Raw genomic sequence first — 19,414 nt, 5'->3', positions numbered from 1 at the left:
GGTGGGGCCGGGCAGATCCCCGCTTTTCCGGGTCGTGTCCGCGCGTCGAAACACGAACCCCGCCGCCGGTCGTGATATCCGCCTCAGAAGGGATGCCCCATGGCGTCGCCGGAATTCGAGGGCGATCCGGACGATCCGCTGGCCGGGCACCCGGGCGCGCTACGCCCGCTGAGCGGCGAACTGGTCGCCGCGGTGCTCGCCGCCCGTGGCCGGTCCGTCGGCCTGACCGAGGGCGGCGAGTTGGTGGGTCGCTTCGACGACAACATGATCTGGTTCCTGCGCCTCGGCGGGGACGGCGAGCTGCTCCAGGTCCGCACGATGGTCACCCCCACCTTCGGAATCGAGCAGGTGCCCGCCCTGTACGCCTTCTGCAACTCGTGGAACCACGACCGGCTCTGGCCCAAGGCGTTCGTGCACGTCGACGACGACGGTCGGGCCCGGGTCTACGGCGAGGTGGTCACCGACCTGGAACGCGGGGTGACCCCGCACCAACTCGACCAACTGCTCGACTGTGGCATCTCCACCGGCTGCCAGCTCGCCGTGGCGGTCCGTCGACTGCCCGGCGCGGTGCCGTCGTGACCGGCCGGGACGAGTTCACCGGCAGTCGCACCGACCGGGCGGACGGGTCCGGCGATCCGGACCTCACCCGACGGCCGCCCGTGCAGCGTGACCCGGTACTGGTGAGCGCGCTCGCCGACGCGCGGGACCTGCCCGACGGACCGGCCCGGCTGCTGGCCCTCGAACGGCTCGCCGAGCGGGCCGACTCGTCCGGGGACCTCCGGTCCGCCCTGGACGCCCGGTTCGCGCTGATCGAGGCGTACCTGTTGCACGGCGAGCGGTGGCGGCTGGTCGAGCCGGTACGCAGGTGCCGGGCCGCCGCCGACTACCGGCCCGAGCTGCTCAGCGAGGACGAGGCTCCCCTGCTGCTGCGCCTGCAGCGATACGCCGTGGAGGCGCTGCTCGGCACCCCTCGGGTGGGGCTGGACCAGACCCGGTCCCTCCTGGACGACCTGGCCCACCGGATCGGGGCGGACGGACCCGAGGCGCCGACCATCGCGGAGCTGCGCTGCCGGATCGCCGACCACCTCGGCGACGAGCCCACCGCCCGCCACTGGTACCAGCGGTGGGCGGGCACGGTCGGCACCCCGTCCGGTGGCTGCCCCGGTTGCGCCCCGGCCCGCCGCGCTGAGCTGCTCGCCGGCTGGGGGGAGTGGCGCGCCGCGCTGGACGAGCTGCGGGAGCCCACCGGCGACGCGGAGAGTTGCACCGACCAGCCCGAGCGGGCGCTGGTGGCCGGCCTGCTACCCGAACTGCGCGTCGGCGAGGCCGAGCGGGCCGCGGCGGCGCACGTGCGGGCGTACCGGCGGCACCGGCGCGAGCGCGCGGCCTTTCCCCACCTCGCCGCACACCTGCGGTTCTGCGCTCTCGGCGGGCACCTGGACCGTGGGCTGAGCATTCTGGCCGAGCAACTGCCCCGGTTGGACCGGCCCACCGACGATCTCGCGGCGATGGAGTTCGCCGCTGCCGGTGCGCTGGTCTGCGCGGTGGCCGTCGAGGCCGGGCTCGGTCTGCGCACGGTGCCCCGTCCGGCTTACGGCGGGCGACCGGCCACCGACCTGGACGTGGCCACTGTCGGCGCGTTGCTGCTCGCGATGGTCAACGAGCTGGCCGGCAGCTTCGACGCCCGCAACGGCACCGGCCACCACTCCGGACGGATGGCCGCCTGGCTCGCCGAGCGTCCGCTGGCGGCCGCGGTGCCCCTGCCCGCCGACGACGAGCCCGCCGACGACGGATCGGGCGACGACGGATCCGCCGACGAGGGATCCGGCGACGTCGGAGCCGACGACGCTTCGCCCGGCGGCGCAGAGCGTGACTCCGACGACGAGCGGGAGCTGGTGACGCTCACCGTCGACCTGATCACGGCCGCCCTGGACCGCCGCGGGGACCGCTACGTCGTGGAGGAGGGCGAGCGGGTGGTGGGACTGTGGGATGGGGTGGTGATCCAGTTCCGTCGGGCCGGCGAGCGCGGCGAGGTGCTGCACGCGCGGGCCATGGCCACCCGCCGGCTGCCGGCGACCCGCCGTTCCGAGGCGTACGCCTTCTGTAACGCCTGGAACCACGACCGGCTGCTGCCCAAGGCGTACGCGCACGACCTCGGCGGCGAGTTGGTGCTGGCCGGTGACGTGGCCACCGACCTGACCCACGGGGTGGCCCCGGCGCAGCTCACGGTTCTGGTGGACGCCGCCATCACCACCGGCGTCGCCTACGCCGAGGCGGTCGCCGCGCTGCCCTGACCCCCGGGCGCGGTGACGCCGGCCCACCCCGAACGGAGTGGACCGGCGTCAGCGGACAGGCTCAGACCTCGACGACGGTGGGCACGATCATCGGGCGACGACGGTACTTGTCGTTGACCCACCGACCCACGGTCCGGCGGACGATCTGCTGGAGCTGGTGCGGGTCGGTGATGCCGTCCGCCGCGGCCCGGTTGAGCGCCTCGGTGACCAGCGGGACCACCGGGTTGAACGCCTCCGGGTCCTCGGAGAAGCCCTTCGCGGACAACGTCGGGCCGGCGACCACCTTGCCGGTGACCGAGTCCACGACGACAGTGGTGGCGATGAAGCCGCCGTCGCCGAGGATCCGCCGCTCGGTGAGCAGCGACTCGCTGACGTCACCGACGGCGAGGCCGTCCACGTAGACGTACCGGCTCTTCACGTGCCCGACCAGGCTGGCGCGGCCCTCGACCAGGTCGACCACGTCGCCGTCCTCGCAGATCACCACCCGGTCGGCGGCGACCCCGGACTCGATGCCGAGCCGGGCGTGGGCACGCAGGTGCCGCCACTCCCCGTGCACGGGCATCAGGTTGCTGGGCCGGACCACGTTGAGCAGGTAGAGCAGCTCCCCGGCGGGGGCGTGCCCGGAGACGTGCACCTTCGCGACGTCCTTGTGCACGACCACCGCGCCGGCCCGGGCCAACCGGTTGATCACCCGGTAGACGGAGGTCTCGTTGCCGGGCACCAGCGAGGAGGCCAGCACGACGGTGTCACCGGGGGCGATGGTGATGTGCCGGTGGTCGCCGCTGGCCATCCGGCCCAGCGCGCTCATCGGCTCACCCTGCGAACCGGTGGACATCAGCACGATCTGGTCCGGCGGCAGCGTGGTCGCCTCGTCGATGCTGATGACCAGCCCGGCCGGGATGTTGAGCAGGCCCAGGTCCCGGGCGATGCCCATGTTGCGGACCATGGACCGGCCGATCAGCGCGACCTTGCGGCCGTGCTCCGCGGCGGAGTCGAAGACCTGCTGCACGCGGTGCACGTGCGAGGCGAACGAGGCCACGATGATGCGGCCCTTGGCCTTCGCGAAGATCGAGTCGAGCACCGGCCCGATCTCCCGCTCCGGGGTGACGAAGCCGGGGATCTCCGCGTTGGTGGAGTCGGACAGCAGCAGGTCGACGCCCTCGGCGCCGAGCCGGGCGAAGCCGGCCAGGTCGGTGATCCGACCGTCCAGCGGGAGCTGGTCCATCTTGAAGTCGCCGGTGTGCAGCACCAGGCCGGCGGGGGTGCGGATGGCCACCGCGAGGGCGTCCGGGATCGAGTGGTTGACCGCGAAGAACTCGCACTCGAACGGGCCGAGCCGCTCCCGGCCACCCTCCCGCACGGTCAGTGTGTACGGCTGGATCCGCCGCTCGGCCAACTTGGCCTCGACCAGCGCGAGGGTGAACTGTGAGCCGACCAGCGGGATGTCGGGTTTGTGGGCGAGCAGGTACGGCACCGCGCCGATGTGGTCCTCGTGGCCGTGGGTCAGCACGATGGCCTGGACGTCGGCGAGCCGGTCCAGGATCGGGCCGAAGTCGGGCAGGATCAGATCCACGCCCGGTTGCTCGACGTCGGGGAAGAGCACCCCGCAGTCGACGATCAGCAACTTGCCGTCGTACTCGAAGACGGTCATGTTCCGACCGATGGCGCCGAGCCCGCCGAGCGGGATGATCCGCAGGCCGCCTTCCGGCAGCGGCGGGGGTAGTTCCGCCTCGATGTGCGCCTCGGTCACGCGTCCACCTCATTCTGCGACGCCGTCACTCGGCGCCCATCGTGTCGTTCGTTCATTCGGGCAGCTCCAGGCCCGCTGCGGCGAAGTCCGCGCGCAGCTGGGCGATCTCGTCGGTGGTGGCGTCCACGAGCGGGGGGCGCACCGGGCCGGCCGGCAGGCCCAGCGATGTCAGGCCCGCCTTCACCAGGATGGCTCCCTGGGTGCGGAAGATGCCGGTGAACAGCGGCAGCAGCCGCCGGTGCAGGGCAAGTGCGGCCGGCAGGTCCCCCGCGTCGTACGCCTCGATCATCTGTGCGGTCAGCGCCCCGGTGAAGTGCGTCGAGGTGCCGACCACACCCACGCTGCCGATGGCCAGCGCCGGCAGGGTGAGGGCGTCCTCGCCGCAGTAGAAGGCGAGGGCGGTCCGGCTGGTCACCCAGCCGGTGGCGATCAGGTCGCTCTTGGCGTCCTTGACCGCGACGATCCGGCCATGCTCGGCGAGCCGGACCAGCGTCTCGGTGTCGATCGGCACGCCGGAGCGGTGCGGGATGTCGTACAGCATCACCGGGAGGCCGCTGGCGTCGGCGACGGCGGTGAAGTGTCGCAGCAACCCGCTCTGCGGCGGCTTGTTGTAGTACGGGGTGACCACCAGCAGGCCGTGTGCACCCGCCTTCTCGGCGGCGGCGGCCAGCTCGATGGTGTGCCGGGTGTCGTTGGTGCCGACCCCGGCAACCACCTTGGCACGGTCACCGACGGCCTCCACCACGGCCCGGATCAGGCGTTCCTTCTCCGCGTCGGTGGTGGTCGGCGACTCGCCGGTGGTGCCGTTGACCACCAGCGCGTCGTTGCCCTGCTCGTCGACCAGGTGGCTCGCCAACCGGGCGGCGCCGTCCAGGTCGAGCGAGCCGTCAGGGGTGAACGGGCTCACCATGGCGGTGAGCACCCGGCCGAAGGGGCGGGACGCCGGTCGGGCGGCGGCGTCGAGGTGGTCGTGCGTCATACCCTCCAACCTAGCGGACGACCAGCCGGGCGCCGCCGGGGAAGGGCTCAGGACGCCTCGTGCGGGCTGGCCGCCACCTCGGTGCCGTCCGGCAGCGTGGAGATCACGAAGTCGGCGAACACGTTCGGGGCGACCCCCTGCAGCTGGCGCAGGCACTCCACGGCCAGCTCACGGATCTCCACGTCGGCGTGCTCGGTGGCCCGCATCGCGATGAAGTGCCGCCACGCCCGGTAGTTGCCGGAGACCACGATCCGGGTCTCGGTGGCGTTGGGCAGCACCGCCCGGGCGGCCTGCCGGGCCTGCTTGCGGCGCAGCGTCGGGTTCGGCTCGTCGGAGAAGCGCTGCTCCAGGCCCTCCAACAACTCGGTGTACGCCTGAACGCTCGCCTCGGCGGCCGCCACGAACTTCTTGTGCAGCTCCGGGTCGTCGGCGATGACCGCCGGCTCGACCATGGCCGCGTCCCGTTCCGGGACGTAGCGCTGGGACAGCTGGGAGTACGAGAAGTGCCGGTGCCGGATCAGCTCGTGGGTGAAGGAGCGGGACACCCCAGTGAAGTAGAAGGTGACCGATCCGTGTTCCAGCACCGACAGGTGCCCGACGTCGAGAATGTGCGCCAGGTAGCCGGCGTTGGTGGCGGTCGCCGGGTTCGGCTTCTTCCACGACTGGTAGCAGGCCCGGCCGGCGAACTCGGCGAGCGCCTGACCACCCTCCGCATCGGTCGACCACGGCACGTCGTCCGGGGCCGCGAACTGGGTCCACGCGATCAACTTGACCTGGGGCTGCACCATCTCCGGCATTCCTGGGACTGTAGTGGCGCGGCGCCTCCGGCCCCAACTCAGGCGCGCCCCGTGCAATGTCGATCACTCAGGCAGCGAGTCCTCCGCCCGCAAGATCGCGCCACATCTCGGATGTAGTGGCATCCGTCGCGCCCGACCCCACTACATCCAGGATCGAGCACGATCATGGGTGGCGTAGGTGCGTCGGAGCGCAACGGGCAGCGGCGCGGTCAGACGTACAGCGAGGTGAACGGCGCCCAGGGCAGGTTGCGCAGCACCGAGAACGCGAGCCACACGCCCATGAACCCCACGATGACCTTCGAGCTGATCCGCAACTCCGGCAGTCGCCAACCGAACGCCTGGTTGGCCGCCCAGGCGACGAAGAGGTACGCGAGGAACGGCAGCGCGAAGACGAACAGGAAGTGGTGCCGGGCGGCGGCTGGCAGGTCGGCGTGCAGCACGTACCAGAGTGCGCGGGTGCCACCGCAGCCTGGGCAGTCCAGCCCGGTGGTCAGCTTGAGCAGACAGGTGGGCGCGGCGTCCGGAGGGGCGTCGGCCGGATTGCTGAGCAGCGCGTAACCCATGCCGGCGGCGACGCAGCCGACCGCGGCCAGCGGCACCGCCCAGCGCGGTGACCGCTCGTAGAGACGCAGCACGAACCTGGTGAGCCGGTCCGGCTCGGGCGCCGGGTAGCCACCCGGCGGGGTCGTCGGCCAACCACCCGCACCGACGCCACCCGGACCGACACCAGCCGGGTCAGCCGGCACGGTGTGCACCGCCCCGGGGGCGGGCTGCGGCTGGTCGACCGGACCGGGAGCGCTCGTCACGCGCTCACGGTACACCGGACACGCCGGCCAACGCGGCGGTGAGCGGACCGGCCAGGTCGCCGCCCAGCGGTGGTGCCACCGCGTCCAGGCCGAGCCAGCCGGCGAGCCGGTGCAACTCGGCGGCGAGCGCCACCGCGGTCTCCGCCGGGTCGGCGTCGGGCTCGATCCAGGCGGCCGGCACCAGCAGCACCCCGGCCTTGCGGTCGGCCTTCAGGTCGACCCGGGCGGTGAACCGGTCGCCCTGCAGGAACGGCAACACGTAGTAGCCGTAGATCCGCTGTGGCGCCGGGACGTAGATCTCGATCCGGTAGGTGAACCCGAACAGCCGCTCGGTGCGGGCACGTTCCCAGATCAGCGGGTCGAAGGGGCTGACCAGCGTGTTTCCCCGAATCCACCGGGGCAGCCGCGCGGACGCGTGCAGCCAGGCCGGCTGTCGCCAGCCGGCCACGGTGACCGGCAGCAGCTCACCGGCCTCGGCCAGCTCGGCGACGGCCTGCCGGGCACCGGCCAGCGGCAACCGGAAGTAGTCGCGCAGCTCCGGCTCGGCGGCCACCCCGAGCGACCGCGCGGCAAGGGCCACAAGCGTGCGGTACGCCTCGGCGTCGGTCGGGGTGGGCGCGGCCAGCACCGCCGGGGGCAGCACCCGCTCGGGTAGGTCGTAGCGGCGGGCGAAGGAGGTGCTGCGCTCCGCGGCGGCCACCTCACCGGCCCAGAAGAGGAACTCCAGGGCCCGTTTGACCGCCGACCAGTTCCACCCCCAGTTGCCGGTCTCCCGTGGTGCGTCGTGCTCGATCTCGGCAGCGGTCAGCGGGCCGCGGGCGGCCACCTCGTCGCGAACCCAGGCGACCAGCTCCGGCTGCTCCTGGGCGATCCGCCGCATGCCGCCCCAGGATTCGCTGTGTGCTCGGGCCATCCGCCAGCGCAGCATCGGGTGCAGCTCGACCGGGACCAACGACGCCTCGTGACCCCAGTATTCGAACAACTCGCGGGGACGGCGGTAGGCGGCCTGGTCGAGCATCGTGGTCGGGTAGTGCCCGAGCCGGCTGTAGAGCGGCAGGTAGTGCGCGCGTTGCAGCACGTTCACCGAGTCCATCTGGATCAGGTTGACCCGATCCAGCACCCGACGCAGGTGCCGGCGGGTGGGCACGCCGGCTGGCGCCGGGTCGGCGAAGCCCTGAGCGGCGAGCGCCACCCGTCGAGCCTGGGCGAGCGAGAGTGATTCCGGTGCGGCCATCGTCGGCGACCTTAATTCATCGGTACGACGCCGGTGCGGGAAGCTGGACGCGACGACCAACGGGGCATAGAACGGTGCAATGCTGACCATCCGTCGGGAGGAGCCGGACGACGCCGAGGCGGTCGCCCGGGTGCACGTGCACGGCTGGCAGGCGGGCTACGCCGGCTTCATGCCGGACGAGGTGCTGGCCCGGCTGAACGTGGCCGCCTGGGCGCAGCGTCGCCGCGACATCGGCACCGCCGACCCGGACCACCCGTTCACCACCCTGCTCGGCGAGGTGGACGGGCTGGTCGTGGGCTTCACGACCTTCGGGCCGTACCGCCGCGACCAGGACCGCGACGACCTGGACCCGACGGTCGGCGAGGTGCTGGCGATCTACGTGGAGCCGGCGTGCTGGGGTGACGGGACCGCCACCGCGCTGCTGGCCGCCGCCCGGACCGGGCTGCACGAGCGGGGCTGGACCGACTATCGGCTGTGGGTGCTGGCGGACAACCGGCGGGCCCGCCGATTCTGCGAGCGGGCCGGGTTGTCACCGGACGGTGAGCAGTCGACCTACCAGGTGCCGCTTGCCGGTGGGAGCCCGCCGGTGGGGCTGGTCGAGCTGCGGTACGCCGGACGCCTCGACGGCTGAGCCGCCCGAGGTCAGCCAACCGCGGATCGGGAGGAAGGCCAGCAGCGCGAGGCTGATCCACACGTAGGCGTTGCTGCCCAGGAAACCGTCGACACCGGTGAAGTCCTTCTCCCAGAACCAGACGGTCCGGCTGATCAACAGCACGTACGCGATGGTCGCGGCGACCAGCAGGACCCACCGCCGACGGCCGACCGGCGCGGCCATGGCGTTGTCGACGAGCAGGATCAGCGCGGGCAGCAGCCAGACCAGGTGGTGCACCCAGGTGACCGGGCTGACCAGGCACATCACCGCGCCGGTCAACGCCAGGCCGGTGAGCTCGTCACCAGCCCGGACGGCGGCCCGGGACCGCCAGGCCCAGAGTGCCAGGGTGCCGAGCACCAGCAGCAGCCACAGCAGGGTGCTCGGGTGCTCCGGGTCGAGTCGGGCGACCACCCCGCGCAGCGACTGGTTGGAGACGAAGGCGAGATCCCCCACCCGTCCGGTGTTCCACAGCGCCTCGGTCCAGAACTCCCGGGACGCGTCCGGGAAGAGCGCACCGGCCAGCAGCGACACCCCGGCGGCGGTCCCGCAGGCGGTGAGCGCCGCCCGCCACCGCCCGGTCACCAGCAGGTAGACGATGAACACGCCCGGGGTCAGTTTGATCGCGGTGGCGAGCCCGATGCCCACCCCGGCCCACCGGTTGCCGGCCGGCAGCAGCCGCAGCAGATCCACCGCCACCAGGAAGAGCAGCAGCGTGTTGACCTGGCCGAAGTTGATCGTCTCCCGCATCGGCTCGAACGCGGCGGCCAGGCAGAGCGCCACCGCGAGGGCGAACCACCGGGTCCAGCCGGCCCGGCGGGCGATCGGGTCGACCAGCCACCAGATGAGCACCGTGGTGGTGACCACGCTGGCGAGCACGCTCACCACGATCGCGGCCGTCCACGGCAGGTACGCCATCGGCAGCATGACCAGCGCGGCGAACGGCGGATAGGTGAAGCCGTACTGGGTGCTCGGCTTGAGGTAGTCGTAGATCTCCCCGCCGTCGTGCACCCACCAGGTCAACGCGCCGTAGTAGACCTTCAGGTCGAAGAAGCCGTGCCGCACCGCCGCGACGGCGAGGAACGCGGTGACCGCCGCGGCGAGCACCACCACCCCGACGACCTGCGCGGTCGTCCTCCTGGCACCCTGCGCCACCGTCGTCTCCCTCGTCCTGCGTAGGCTTCCGTCCCATGGCTCTCGGGTACGTCCGCCCGGCGCGTCCTGAGGACGCCGGCGAGATCGCACGCATCCAACTCGCGACCTGGCGGGTCGCGTACCGTCGGATCCTGCCTCGGCACGTGCTCGACAACCTGGACGAGGCGTTCCTCGCCCGGCGGTGGAGCGCCGCGGTGCTGGAGCCGCCCTCGGGCGCGCACCGGGTGCTGGTCGCCGTCGAACAGGCCGAGCAATCGTATCTGGTGGGGTTCGCCGCCTCCGGTCCGGCCGACGCGGAGGCGCTGGCCCCGGGCGAGCCGGCGGACGCGCTCGGCCCGGACGTGGCCGCCGTGACCGATCTGCTGGTGGAGCCGCGGTGGGGCCGGCGCGGGCACGGCAGCCGGTTGCTCGCCGCCGCCGTCGACCTGTGGCGGGAGGACGGTCTGAGCCGGGCGGTGGCCTGGGCGTTCGAGGGTGACGAGGCGACCCGGAAGTTCCTCACCAGCACCGGGTGGGAGCTCGACGGCGCGGCCCGCGCCCTGGACGTCGACGACATGCTGGTCCCCCAGGTACGCCTGCACGTGGGCGTACCGACGGAGAAGGTGTCGACGGACGACGAGCCTGCGGGCTGACCCTCGGTCCCGGACGCCGGCCCGCTCCGGCGCGTCCGGCCAGCGGTGCTGGGTCGATGTCGGACCGGTCGCCTACCGTCAGGCCCATGAGCTCAGCCACCGCGCCGCTGTCGGCGCCGACCGCCGAGGAGCACCTGGAGGACTTGCGGGTCGAGTTGACCGGTTACTGCTACCGGATGCTCGGCTCACTGTTCGACGCCGAGGACGCTGTGCAGGAGACTCTGCTGCGGGCCTGGCGCGGGTGGGACGGCTTCGACGGCCGGTCCAGCACGCGCACCTGGGCCTACCGGATCGCCACCAATGTCTGCCTCGATCTGCTGCGGGGTCGGCGGCGGCGGGCCCTGCCGACGGACTTCGGCGATCCGTCGTCGCCGTTGGCGGCAAGCCTCGGTGACGCCGAGACGGGTTGGTTGGGCCCGGCGCCGGATGCCGCGGTGCTGCCCACGGCGGATCCGGCCGAGCTGGTGGTGCTTCGGGACTCGGTCCGGTTGGCGTTCGTCGCCGCACTACAGCACCTGCCTGCCCGGCAGCGCGCGGCGCTGATCCTGCGGGACGTGCTGGGCTGGCACGCCGACGAGGTCGCCAGGCTGCTCGACACCAGCGTGCCGGCCGTCAACAGTGCGCTGCAGCGCGCCCGGGCCACGCTCGCCGACCGGGACGGCGGGGCGACAGGTCCGGCGTTGGACGAGGAGCACCGCGACCTGTTGGACCGCTACGTGCGGGTGTTCGAGCGGTACGACATCGACGCCCTGGTGGGTCTGCTGCGCGAGGACGTGGTGCACAGCATGCCTCCGTACCGGATGTGGTTGTCCGGTGCGGCCGACATCGGCCGGTGGATGACCTCCGGGCCGGGGTCCGGCTGCCGGGGCTCGCGGCTCCTTCGGGTGTCGGCCAACGGCGACCCGGCGCTGGCGCAGTACCGTCCCGACCGGGCGGGGGGCCACCGACCGTTCTCCATCCAGCTCATCGACGTCGCCGACGGTCAGATCATCCGGCTCACCCACTTCCTGGAGCCGGCGCTCTTCGCACGCTTCGGCCTGCCCGACCGAATCGCCTGACCGCGCACCGATGAGTTCGGGGGCGGACGGTCGTCCACCCTCCGACACCAGCCGTGACCAGGAGGGCAAGAGACGATGCGGACAGCACACCAAGCAGCCGGGCGTCGGGAGTGGATCGGGCTGGCGGTGCTCGCCCTGCCGACCCTGCTGCTGGCACTCGACCTGAGCGTGCTCTACCTGGCCCTGCCCAGCCTCAGCGCGGACCTCGGCGCCGACAGCACCCAGCAGTTGTGGATCACCGATGCCTACGGCTTCCTGATAGCCGGTTTCCTGGTCACGATGGGCACCCTGGGCGACCGGGTGGGCCGTCGACGCCTGTTGCTGATCGGGGCCGGGGCGTTCGCCGTGGTCTCGGTGGTGGCCGCGTACGCGCCGAACCCGCCGCTGCTGATCGCCGCGCGGGCACTGCTCGGCGTCGCCGGGGCCACGCTGATGCCCTCCACGCTGGCCCTGATCAGCAACATGTTCCAGGTCCCGGCTCAGCGCGCGGTCGCGGTCGGGGTCTGGATGAGCTGCTTCATGGGCGGGATGGCGGTCGGCCCGGTGATCGGCGGGGTGCTCCTGGAGAATTTCTGGTGGGGCTCGGCGTTCCTGCTGGGCGTGCCCGTGATGGTGGTGTTGCTGGTGACCGCGCCGCTGCTGCTTCCGGAGTTCCGCGACCCACACCCCGGTCGACTCGACCTGGTCAGCGTCGGGTTGTCGCTCGCCACCATCCTGCCGGTGGTCTACGGCGTCAAGGAGTTGGCCCGGCACGGTTGGCGCCCGCTGGCCGTGCTGGCGATCGGGACCGGCCTGCTGATCGGGGTGGCCTTCGTCCGGCGGCAGCGCCGGCTGCCTCATCCGCTGCTGGACGTGGCCCTCTTCGCCAACCGCACGTTCACCGCCGCCCTGCTGCTGTTCCTGCTCAACGGCGTGTTGATGGGCGGGACCTTCCTGCTCGTCAGCCAATGGCTGCAACTGGTCGAGGGGCTGACGCCGCTGCGCGCCGGGCTGCTGCTGGTGCCGCAGGCGGTGGCGATGATCGGTGCGACCACCCTGGCGCCGTTGCTGGCCCGCCGGTTCCGGCCGGGGCACGTCATGGCCGTCGGGCAACTGGTCACGGCGGCGGGCTTCCTGCTCCTCACCGGGGTGGAGGGCGACCACGCCCTCCTCGTCGTCCTGGTCGCCTTCGTCGTCGCCTCGGTCGGGATCGCACTGCCGTCGGCCCTGGTCACCGACCTGATCGTGGGGTCGGCCCCGCCTCAGCGGGCCGGCTCGGCAGCGTCGATGTCCGAGACCAGCGGCGAGTTGGGCATCGCGCTGGGTGTGGCGGTACTGGGCAGCGTGGGGGCCGCCGTCTACCGTGCCGAGCTGGGTCCGGCGCTGCCCGCGGGGCTGTCCGCCGAGGCGGCGGCCCGGGCCCGCGACGGGCTGGCCGGGGCGGTGACGGTGGCCGGTGAGGTGCCGAGCGGGGTCGGTGCCGCACTTGTCGACGCCGCTCGGGCGGCCTACACGAGTGGGCTGGTCGTGACGGCCACCGCCGGTGCCGTCCTGCTGCTCGGGCTCGCCGTGGTCGCCGCGTTGGCGTTCCGGTCGGTGCCGCCCTACGCGTCGGTCGATGCCGAGCCAGCCCAGCCTGAGGAGACCGCACCGGTCACGGGTCAGCGCTGATACCGCGAGTCGCCGCCCGCTCCGGAGGTCGTGGAACGGACCGGTCAGTCGAGCAGCGCGTCCAGGGCGACGGTGAGGCCGGGGCGGTTGCGCACCGCGCGGACGGCCAGCAGCACGCCCGGCATGAACGACACCCGGTCGTACGAGTCGTGCCGGATGGTGAGCGTCTCGCCGGTGGTGCCGAAGAGCACCTCCTGGTGGGCGACGAGTCCGCTGGCGCGCACCGCGTGCACGCGTACCCCGCCGATGTCGGCGCCGCGCGCACCCGGCACCTCGTCCTTGGTGGCGTCCGGGACCGGGCCGAGGCCGGCGTCGGCGCGGGCCTGGGCGATCTTTCGGGCGGTGTGCGTGGCGGTGCCGCTGGGCGCGTCCAGCTTGCCCGGGTGGTGCTGCTCGATGATCTCGACGGACTCGAAGTGCCGGGCGGCCCGCGCGGCGAACTGCATCATCAGCACCGCGCCGATGCCGAAGTTCGGGGCGATCACCACACCCACCTCGGGCTTGTCGGCCAGCCAGCCGCGCACCTGCTCCAGCCGCTGCTCGGTGAAGCCGGTCGTGCCGACCACCGCGCTGATGCCCTGCTCGACGCACCACCGGAGGTTGTCCATGACGACGTCCGGGGTGGTGAAGTCGACGACCACGTCAGCGCCGGAGGCGGCGGAGAGGTCGTCACCCTGGTCGATGGCGGCGACCAGATCGAGGTCGTCGGCGGCGTCGACCGCCTTGCAGACCTCGATGCCCATCCGGCCGCGCGCACCCAGCACGCCGACCCGCAGCGGCTCGGCCGGGGTCTTTCCCTGCTCGTCAGTCACGGGGCACAACCTATCCCAATCGGGACGTGCCCTTCGGGCCGGACCCGACCCGGACCACTGACCGGGCAGCCCTCAGACGGTGAAGTCGCCCGCGCCGAACGGGCCGACCACGGCCAGCGACATGGGCCGGCTGAGCAGCTCGGCGGCGAGGACGTTCACGTCCTGCACGGTGACCTCGTCGACCCGGCGGAGCAGCTCGTCCACCGGCATCAGGTCGCCGTAGAGCAGCTCACCCTTGGCCAGTCGGCTCATCCGGGAACCGGTGTCCTCCAGGCCGAGCACGAACGAGCCCTTGCTCATCCCCTTGCCGCGGGCCACCTCCGCCTCGGTCAACCCGTCGGCGGCGACCCGGGCCAGCTCGGCGCGGGTCAGGGCCAGCACCTCGTCCACCTTGCCCGGTGCGCAGCCGGCGTAGACGGCGAACAGGCCGGTGTCGGCGTACTGGCTGGCGTAGGAGTAGACCGAGTACGCCAGGCCGCGCTGCTCGCGGATCTCCTGGAACAGGCGGCTGGACATGCCACCGCCGAGCACGTTGTTGAGCACCCCGAGGGCGAAGCGCCGATCGTCGAGGCGGTCGATGCCGGGGCAGCCGAGGATGACGTGCGCCTGCTCGGTCTCCTTCGGCTCCACCAGGGTGGTCGCCGGCTTGGTGCGTACCGCCGGGGTGGCCGCGCGGTGCGGCGCCGGGGTGGCCGGGTCGCTGTCCAGTGGGGTGCCCCGCACGGCCTGGCGGACCATCTTCACGACCGTGGCGTGGTCCAGGTTGCCGGCGGCGGCGATGACGATCTGCGGCGCGGTGTAGCGGCCCCGGTAGAAACTCTGGATCTGCTTGCGGGTCATCGGCGTGACCGTCTCGGCGGTGCCGGAGATCAGCCGACCCAGCGGGTGCTCCCCGTAGACGGCCTGGACGAAGAGGTCGTGCACCTCGTCACCGGGCTCGTCGTCGTGCATGGCGATCTCTTCCAGGATCACGCCACGCTCGGTCTCGACGTCGGCCGGCTCCAACAGCGAGTCGGCGACCGCGTCGCACATCACGTCGATCGCGAGCGGCAGATCCTCGTCCAGCACCCGCGCGTAGTAGCAGGTGTATTCCTTCGTGGTGAACGCGTTCGTCTCACCACCCACCGCCTCGATCTGCGAGGAGATCTCCAGCGCGGTGCGCTTGTGGGTGCCCTTGAAGAGCAGGTGCTCGAGGAAGTGCGCGGCACCGGCCTGCGGGCCGGTCTCGTCGCGGGAGCCGACCGCCACCCAGACGCCGAACGAGACGCTGCGCATCGTCGGGATCGCCTCGGTGAGGACGCGCAGGCCGCTGGGCAGCACGGTACGTCGTACCGTGCCGCCCAGCGGGTCGTCGCTGAGCGTCCGGGTCACCGCGCGGGCGGTGCCGCCGGAGCGGCCCGCCCCGGTGTCCCGGGACGCAGCCACCCCCCGTCGATCCGGTGGAAACGGCGCACTGAAGGCCCGACTCACGACTTGCTCCCGGTTCGACGAGGGGTGGGTGATGCGAGGTACGACGATCAGCTGTGCCGGGTCCGGCGGCGCGGACGCTCGCCGCCCTCGCCACCCTCGCCGCCGCCACCGTTGCCGCCTTCGCCACCACGCTCGGGGCCACGGCCGCCTCGGTCGCCGCCACGCTCACGGTCGCCACGGTCACGCGGAGCCCGGTCGCCCCGGTCCCGACCAGCCGGCCGGTCGCCAGCGGCGGCCTCACCGGCGGCCGGAGCCTCGGTGCCCTCCGGGCGGACCTTGTCGAGGTAGATCTTGCCGCGGGCGTCGATGTCCGCGATCTCGACCTCGACCCGGTCACCGACGTTGAGGAAGTCCTCGACGCGCTCGACCCGCTTGCCGTCGCCCACCTTGGAGATGTGCAGCAGGCCGTCACGGCCCGGCAGCAGCGAGATGAACGCCCCGAACGCGGCGGTCTTGACCACCGTGCCGAGGAACCGCTCGCCCTGCTTCGGCAGCGTCGGGTTGGCGATGCCGTTGATCCGGTCGACGGCCGCCTGGGCCGACGGGCCGTTGGTGGCGCCGACGTAGATCGTGCCGTCGTCCTCGATGGAGATCTCGGCGCCGGTCTCGTCCTGGATCGCGTTGATGGTCTGCCCCTTCGGGCCGATCACCATGCCGATCTTGTCGACCGGGATCTTGACGGTGGTGACCCGCGGCGCGTAGTCCGACATCTCGGCCGGAGCCTCGATCGCGGCCTTCATGACACCGAGGATGACCTGCCGGGCCTCGTTCGCCTGCTGCAACGCGGCAGCCAGCACGTCCGACGGGATGCCGTTGAGCTTGGTGTCGAGCTGGAGCGCGGTGACGAACTCCGGGGTGCCGGCGACCTTGAAGTCCATGTCACCGAACGCGTCCTCGGCACCGAGGATGTCGGTGAGCGTCACGTACTGGGTCTTGCCGTCCACCTCGTCGGAGATGAGCCCCATCGCGATGCCGGCGACCGGTGCCTTCAGCGGGACACCCGCTGAGAGCAGGCCCAGCGTCGACGCGCAGACCGAACCCATCGAGGTGGAGCCGTTGGAGCCGAGCGCCTCCGACACCTGCCGGATGGCGTACGGGAACTCCTCGCGCGACGGCAGCACCGGGATCAGCGCACGCTCGGCGAGCGCGCCGTGCCCGATCTCGCGACGCTTCGGCGAGCCGACCCGGCCGGTCTCCCCGGTCGAGTACGGCGGGAAGTTGTAGTTGTGCATGTAGCGCTTGCGGTTCTCGGGGGACAGCGTGTCCACCATCTGCTCCATGCGGAGCATGTTCAGCGTGGTGACGCCCAGGATCTGGGTCTCGCCCCGCTCGAACAGCGCCGAACCGTGCACCCGGGGCAGCACGCCGACCTCGGCGGTCAGCGCCCGGATGTCACGCGGGCCACGGCCGTCCATGCGGACCTGCTCGCGCAGCACGCGGTTGCGGACCTCGGACTTGGTGAGCGACCGGAAGGCGGCGCTGAGCTCCTTCTCCCGACCCTCGAACCGAGCGCCCAGCTCCTCGGCGACACGGGCCTTGACCCGGTCCAGGGCCTCCTCGCGGTCGGCCTTGCCGGCGATGGTGATCGCCTCGGCGACCTCGCCGCGGGCCAGCTCGGAGACGGCGTCGTACACGTCGTCCTGGTAGTCCAGGAAGACCGGGAACTCGGTGACCGGCTTGGCGGCGACCTCGGCCAGCTCGCTCTGCGCGCGGCACAGCTCACGGATCGCCGGCTTGGCGGCCTCCAGACCGCTGGCCACGACCTCCTCGGTCGGGGCGGTGGCGCCGGCCGAGATCAGGGCGACGGCGTTCGGGGTGGCCTCCGCCTCGACCATCATGATCGCGACGTCACCGTCCTCGAGCGTGCGACCGGCCACGACCATGTCGAAGGTGGCGCGAGCCAGCTCCTCCAGGGTCGGGAAGGCAACCCACTGGCCGTCGATGTGGGCGACGCGGGTCGCACCGATCGGGCCGGAGAACGGCAGGCCGGAGAGCTTGGTCGACATCGAGGCGGCGTTGATCGCCACGACGTCGTACGGGTGCTGCGGGTCGAGCGCGAGGATGGTCTCGACGACCTGGACCTCGTTGCGCAGACCCTTCACGAAGGACGGGCGCAGCGGCCGGTCGATCAGGCGGCAGGTGAGGATCGCGTCCTCGCTGGGCCGGCCCTCACGGCGGAAGAACGAGCCGGGAATGCGGCCCGCGGCGTACATCCGCTCCTCGACGTCGACGGTCAGCGGGAAGAAGTCGAACTGCTCCTTCGGGTGCTTACCGGCGGTGGTGGCGGAGAGAACGACCGTCTCGCCCAACTGGGCGATGACGGAACCGGCGGCCTGGCGAGCCAGCCGGCCGGTGGAGAAGGTGATCTCGCGGGTGCCGAAGGACCCGTTGTCGATCACAGCGGTGCGGGATTCGGTGCCGAGTTTGGTCTCGGTCATGTGCTGTCGTGCTCCTTCGCGTCGTGGGCCCACGACATCGGGGAGCTGCTCAGCCGGCCGGTCTTCGATCGAAGCGCCCGGGGGCCGGCTCGATGCCGGGGTTCCCGGGGGCCACTACCGGAGACCGGTACGCTGACCGGCTCCCTCTCGGGTGGTCGCGCGGCCCGTGTTTCTTCAGGTGGGACGCCGTACGGGGGAGCGGCCGGTCGGCCACTCCCCCGTCACGTCACCGGCGCAGGCCGAGCCGCTCGATGAGCGACCGGTAGCGGGCAATGTCCTTCTTCTGGACGTAGTTGAGCAGCCGACGGCGACGGCCGACCAGCAGCAGCAGCCCACGGCGGCTGTGGTGGTCGTGCTTGTGCACCTTCAGGTGCTCGGTGAGCTCGGCGATCCGCTTGGTGAGGACCGCGACCTGAACCTCCGGCGAACCGGTGTCGCCCTCGGCGGTCGCGTACTCCGCGCGGATGCTGGCCTTGGCTTCCTGGTCGAGCGCCATGTTCTCCCTGTTTCGATGGGTTGATCAAGTAGGTGTCCGTCGTCCCGATGGACCGGGAACGGACCGGTACCTCGCACCCGCGGCGTCGAGCAGGCACGCGAGGCCCCACGCCGGTCACCCGACGTCTCGGCAAGACTACCAGCACTCGCCGGTAACACCCGGCGAAGGGCCTTGGCGGCGTCACCCCACGACGCTCAGGCCAGCGCGCGCCGGGTGCGTTCGACGTCCTGATTCATCTGGGCGATCAACGGTTCGATCGAGTCGTACCGGATCTGACCGCGCAGGTGCGCCACGAAGTCCAGGGCGAGCCGCTCGCCGTACAGGTCGCCGGTGAAGTCCAGCGCGTACGCCTCGACCCGCCGCTCCCGCCCGGAGAACGTCGGGTTGGTGCCCACCGACACCGCCGCCAGCAACGGCTCGTGCTGCCCGCGACGGATCAGCCGGGCCGCGTACACCCCGTCGGCCGGGACCGCCGCGTACCGGTGGCAGAGCAGGTTGGCAGTGGGAAAGCCCAGTTCCCGCCCCCGCTGGTCACCGCGGACCACCACACCTTCCAACCGGTGGGGGCGGCCGAGCGCGGCGGCGGCCGCGCCGACGTCGCCCGCGTCGACGCAGGAACGGATGTACGTGGAGGAGAAGACGGTGCCGTCCTCGACGACCAGCGGGCTGCCCTCCACCCCGAAGCCGAAGGTCTGCCCGAGCCGCTCCAGCAGCGCCACGTCGCCGGCCGCCCGGTGCCCGAACCGGAAGTTGCTGCCGACCACCACCAGCGCGCCGTGCAGGTGCTCGACCAGGACGTCGTGCACGAACTGTTCGGCCGGCAGCCGGGAGAACTCCGGTGTGAACGGCACCACACAGAGCACGTCCACGCCGAGCTGCTCGATCAGTTCCGCCTTGCGGGCCGGCTCGGTGAGCACCGCCGGATGCGACCCGGGGCGGACCACCTCGGCCGGGTGCGGGTCGAAGGTGACCACCACCGACTGCACGCCCAACTCCCGGGCGCGGGCCACCGTGTGCCCGATGGTCGCCTGGTGCCCCTTGTGCACGCCGTCGAAGACGCCGATGGTGACGACCGAGCGCCCCCACCCACCGGGCGCCGCGTCGTACCCCCGCCACCGCTGCATGCCGTTCCCTCCTGCTGTCCCGCCGTCCGGCGGGTCGACACCGCCGACCCCGGGCCGGCGGACCTGCTCC

The 19,414-nt window shown here is 72.2% G+C and carries 17 protein-coding genes; 6 read left to right on the top strand and 11 right to left on the bottom strand.

What is annotated here, in order from left to right:
• The first annotated feature begins 99 nt into the window (after positions 1-99).
• Both AB0O48_RS17755 and AB0O48_RS17750 read left to right on the top strand, forming a co-directional pair.
• Complete coding sequence (locus AB0O48_RS17755; RefSeq protein WP_357247345.1) at positions 100-579, top strand: YbjN domain-containing protein; 480 nt, start codon at positions 100-102, stop codon at positions 577-579.
• 80 nt (positions 580-659) lie between these two features.
• A complete protein-coding gene (locus AB0O48_RS17750; protein ID WP_357570257.1) occupies positions 660-2,294 on the top strand; it encodes a YbjN domain-containing protein in 1,635 nt (544 codons plus the stop codon).
• Positions 2,295-2,355: 61 nt separating this feature from the next.
• Here AB0O48_RS17750 and AB0O48_RS17745 read toward each other — a convergent pair whose 3' ends face one another.
• From AB0O48_RS17745 to AB0O48_RS17725, 5 genes are all read right to left on the bottom strand, one after another.
• Positions 2,356-4,044, bottom strand: a complete 1,689-nt coding sequence (locus AB0O48_RS17745; protein ID WP_357247342.1) for a ribonuclease J — start codon at positions 4,042-4,044, stop codon at positions 2,356-2,358.
• Positions 4,045-4,096: 52 nt separating this feature from the next.
• A complete protein-coding gene (dapA, locus tag AB0O48_RS17740; RefSeq protein ID WP_357247340.1) occupies positions 4,097-5,023 on the bottom strand; it encodes a 4-hydroxy-tetrahydrodipicolinate synthase in 927 nt (308 codons plus the stop codon).
• A gap of 47 nt (positions 5,024-5,070) precedes the next feature.
• Entirely contained in the window at positions 5,071-5,811 is a 741-nt protein-coding gene (gene thyX, locus AB0O48_RS17735; RefSeq protein ID WP_355031682.1) for an FAD-dependent thymidylate synthase, read from the bottom strand.
• A 218-nt stretch (positions 5,812-6,029) separates the two neighbouring features.
• On the bottom strand, positions 6,030-6,626 hold the full coding sequence (locus AB0O48_RS17730; RefSeq protein ID WP_357247338.1) for a DUF2752 domain-containing protein: 597 nt from the start codon (positions 6,624-6,626) through the stop codon (positions 6,030-6,032).
• A gap of 4 nt (positions 6,627-6,630) precedes the next feature.
• Positions 6,631-7,860, bottom strand: coding sequence for a crosslink repair DNA glycosylase YcaQ family protein (locus tag AB0O48_RS17725; RefSeq protein WP_365066777.1), 1,230 nt, complete (start codon positions 7,858-7,860; stop codon positions 6,631-6,633).
• Positions 7,861-7,939: 79 nt separating this feature from the next.
• On the opposite strand from AB0O48_RS17725, the gene AB0O48_RS17720 reads away from it, so the two are divergent.
• The gene (locus AB0O48_RS17720) at positions 7,940-8,491 is read left to right on the top strand and encodes a GNAT family N-acetyltransferase (RefSeq protein ID WP_357247334.1); all 552 of its coding nucleotides are present in this window, start codon (positions 7,940-7,942) and stop codon (positions 8,489-8,491) included.
• On the opposite strand, the gene AB0O48_RS17715 is transcribed toward AB0O48_RS17720, so the two are convergent.
• Entirely contained in the window at positions 8,390-9,664 is a 1,275-nt protein-coding gene (locus AB0O48_RS17715; RefSeq protein WP_365066775.1) for a glycosyltransferase family 87 protein, read from the bottom strand. The two genes, AB0O48_RS17720 and AB0O48_RS17715, sit on opposite strands and share 102 nt — an antisense overlap.
• A gap of 35 nt (positions 9,665-9,699) precedes the next feature.
• Between AB0O48_RS17715 and AB0O48_RS17710 the strand changes: the two genes are divergently transcribed.
• From AB0O48_RS17710 to AB0O48_RS17700, 3 genes are all read left to right on the top strand, one after another.
• Entirely contained in the window at positions 9,700-10,296 is a 597-nt protein-coding gene (locus AB0O48_RS17710) for a GNAT family N-acetyltransferase (protein WP_357247328.1), read from the top strand.
• Between the two features lie 86 nt (positions 10,297-10,382).
• The gene (locus AB0O48_RS17705; protein WP_365066771.1) at positions 10,383-11,354 is read left to right on the top strand and encodes a sigma-70 family RNA polymerase sigma factor; all 972 of its coding nucleotides are present in this window, start codon (positions 10,383-10,385) and stop codon (positions 11,352-11,354) included.
• A gap of 75 nt (positions 11,355-11,429) precedes the next feature.
• A complete protein-coding gene (locus AB0O48_RS17700; protein WP_357570226.1) occupies positions 11,430-13,004 on the top strand; it encodes an MFS transporter in 1,575 nt (524 codons plus the stop codon).
• A gap of 44 nt (positions 13,005-13,048) precedes the next feature.
• On the opposite strand, the gene dapB is transcribed toward AB0O48_RS17700, so the two are convergent.
• The 5 genes from dapB to AB0O48_RS17675 form a co-directional block, all read right to left on the bottom strand.
• Entirely contained in the window at positions 13,049-13,816 is a 768-nt protein-coding gene (gene dapB, locus AB0O48_RS17695; protein ID WP_365066768.1) for a 4-hydroxy-tetrahydrodipicolinate reductase, read from the bottom strand.
• 72 nt (positions 13,817-13,888) lie between these two features.
• On the bottom strand, positions 13,889-15,286 hold the full coding sequence (locus tag AB0O48_RS17690; protein ID WP_357247317.1) for a pitrilysin family protein: 1,398 nt from the start codon (positions 15,284-15,286) through the stop codon (positions 13,889-13,891).
• Positions 15,287-15,333: 47 nt separating this feature from the next.
• On the bottom strand, positions 15,334-17,724 hold the full coding sequence (locus AB0O48_RS17685) for a polyribonucleotide nucleotidyltransferase (protein ID WP_091400395.1): 2,391 nt from the start codon (positions 17,722-17,724) through the stop codon (positions 15,334-15,336).
• A gap of 226 nt (positions 17,725-17,950) precedes the next feature.
• Complete coding sequence (gene rpsO / locus AB0O48_RS17680) at positions 17,951-18,220, bottom strand: 30S ribosomal protein S15 (RefSeq protein ID WP_030337594.1); 270 nt, start codon at positions 18,218-18,220, stop codon at positions 17,951-17,953.
• Positions 18,221-18,414: 194 nt separating this feature from the next.
• Positions 18,415-19,344 (bottom strand): bifunctional riboflavin kinase/FAD synthetase, encoded by a 930-nt coding sequence (locus AB0O48_RS17675; RefSeq protein ID WP_357247312.1) that lies wholly within the window; start codon positions 19,342-19,344, stop codon positions 18,415-18,417.
• Positions 19,345-19,414: the final 70 nt, after the last annotated feature.

The organism is Micromonospora sp. NPDC085948 (genome assembly GCF_040686315.1).
Lineage (GTDB): Bacteria > Actinomycetota > Actinomycetes > Mycobacteriales > Micromonosporaceae > Micromonospora.
The sequence above is the reverse complement of the archived record's forward strand: the minus strand, read 5'-3'. Positions and strand labels throughout refer to the sequence as shown.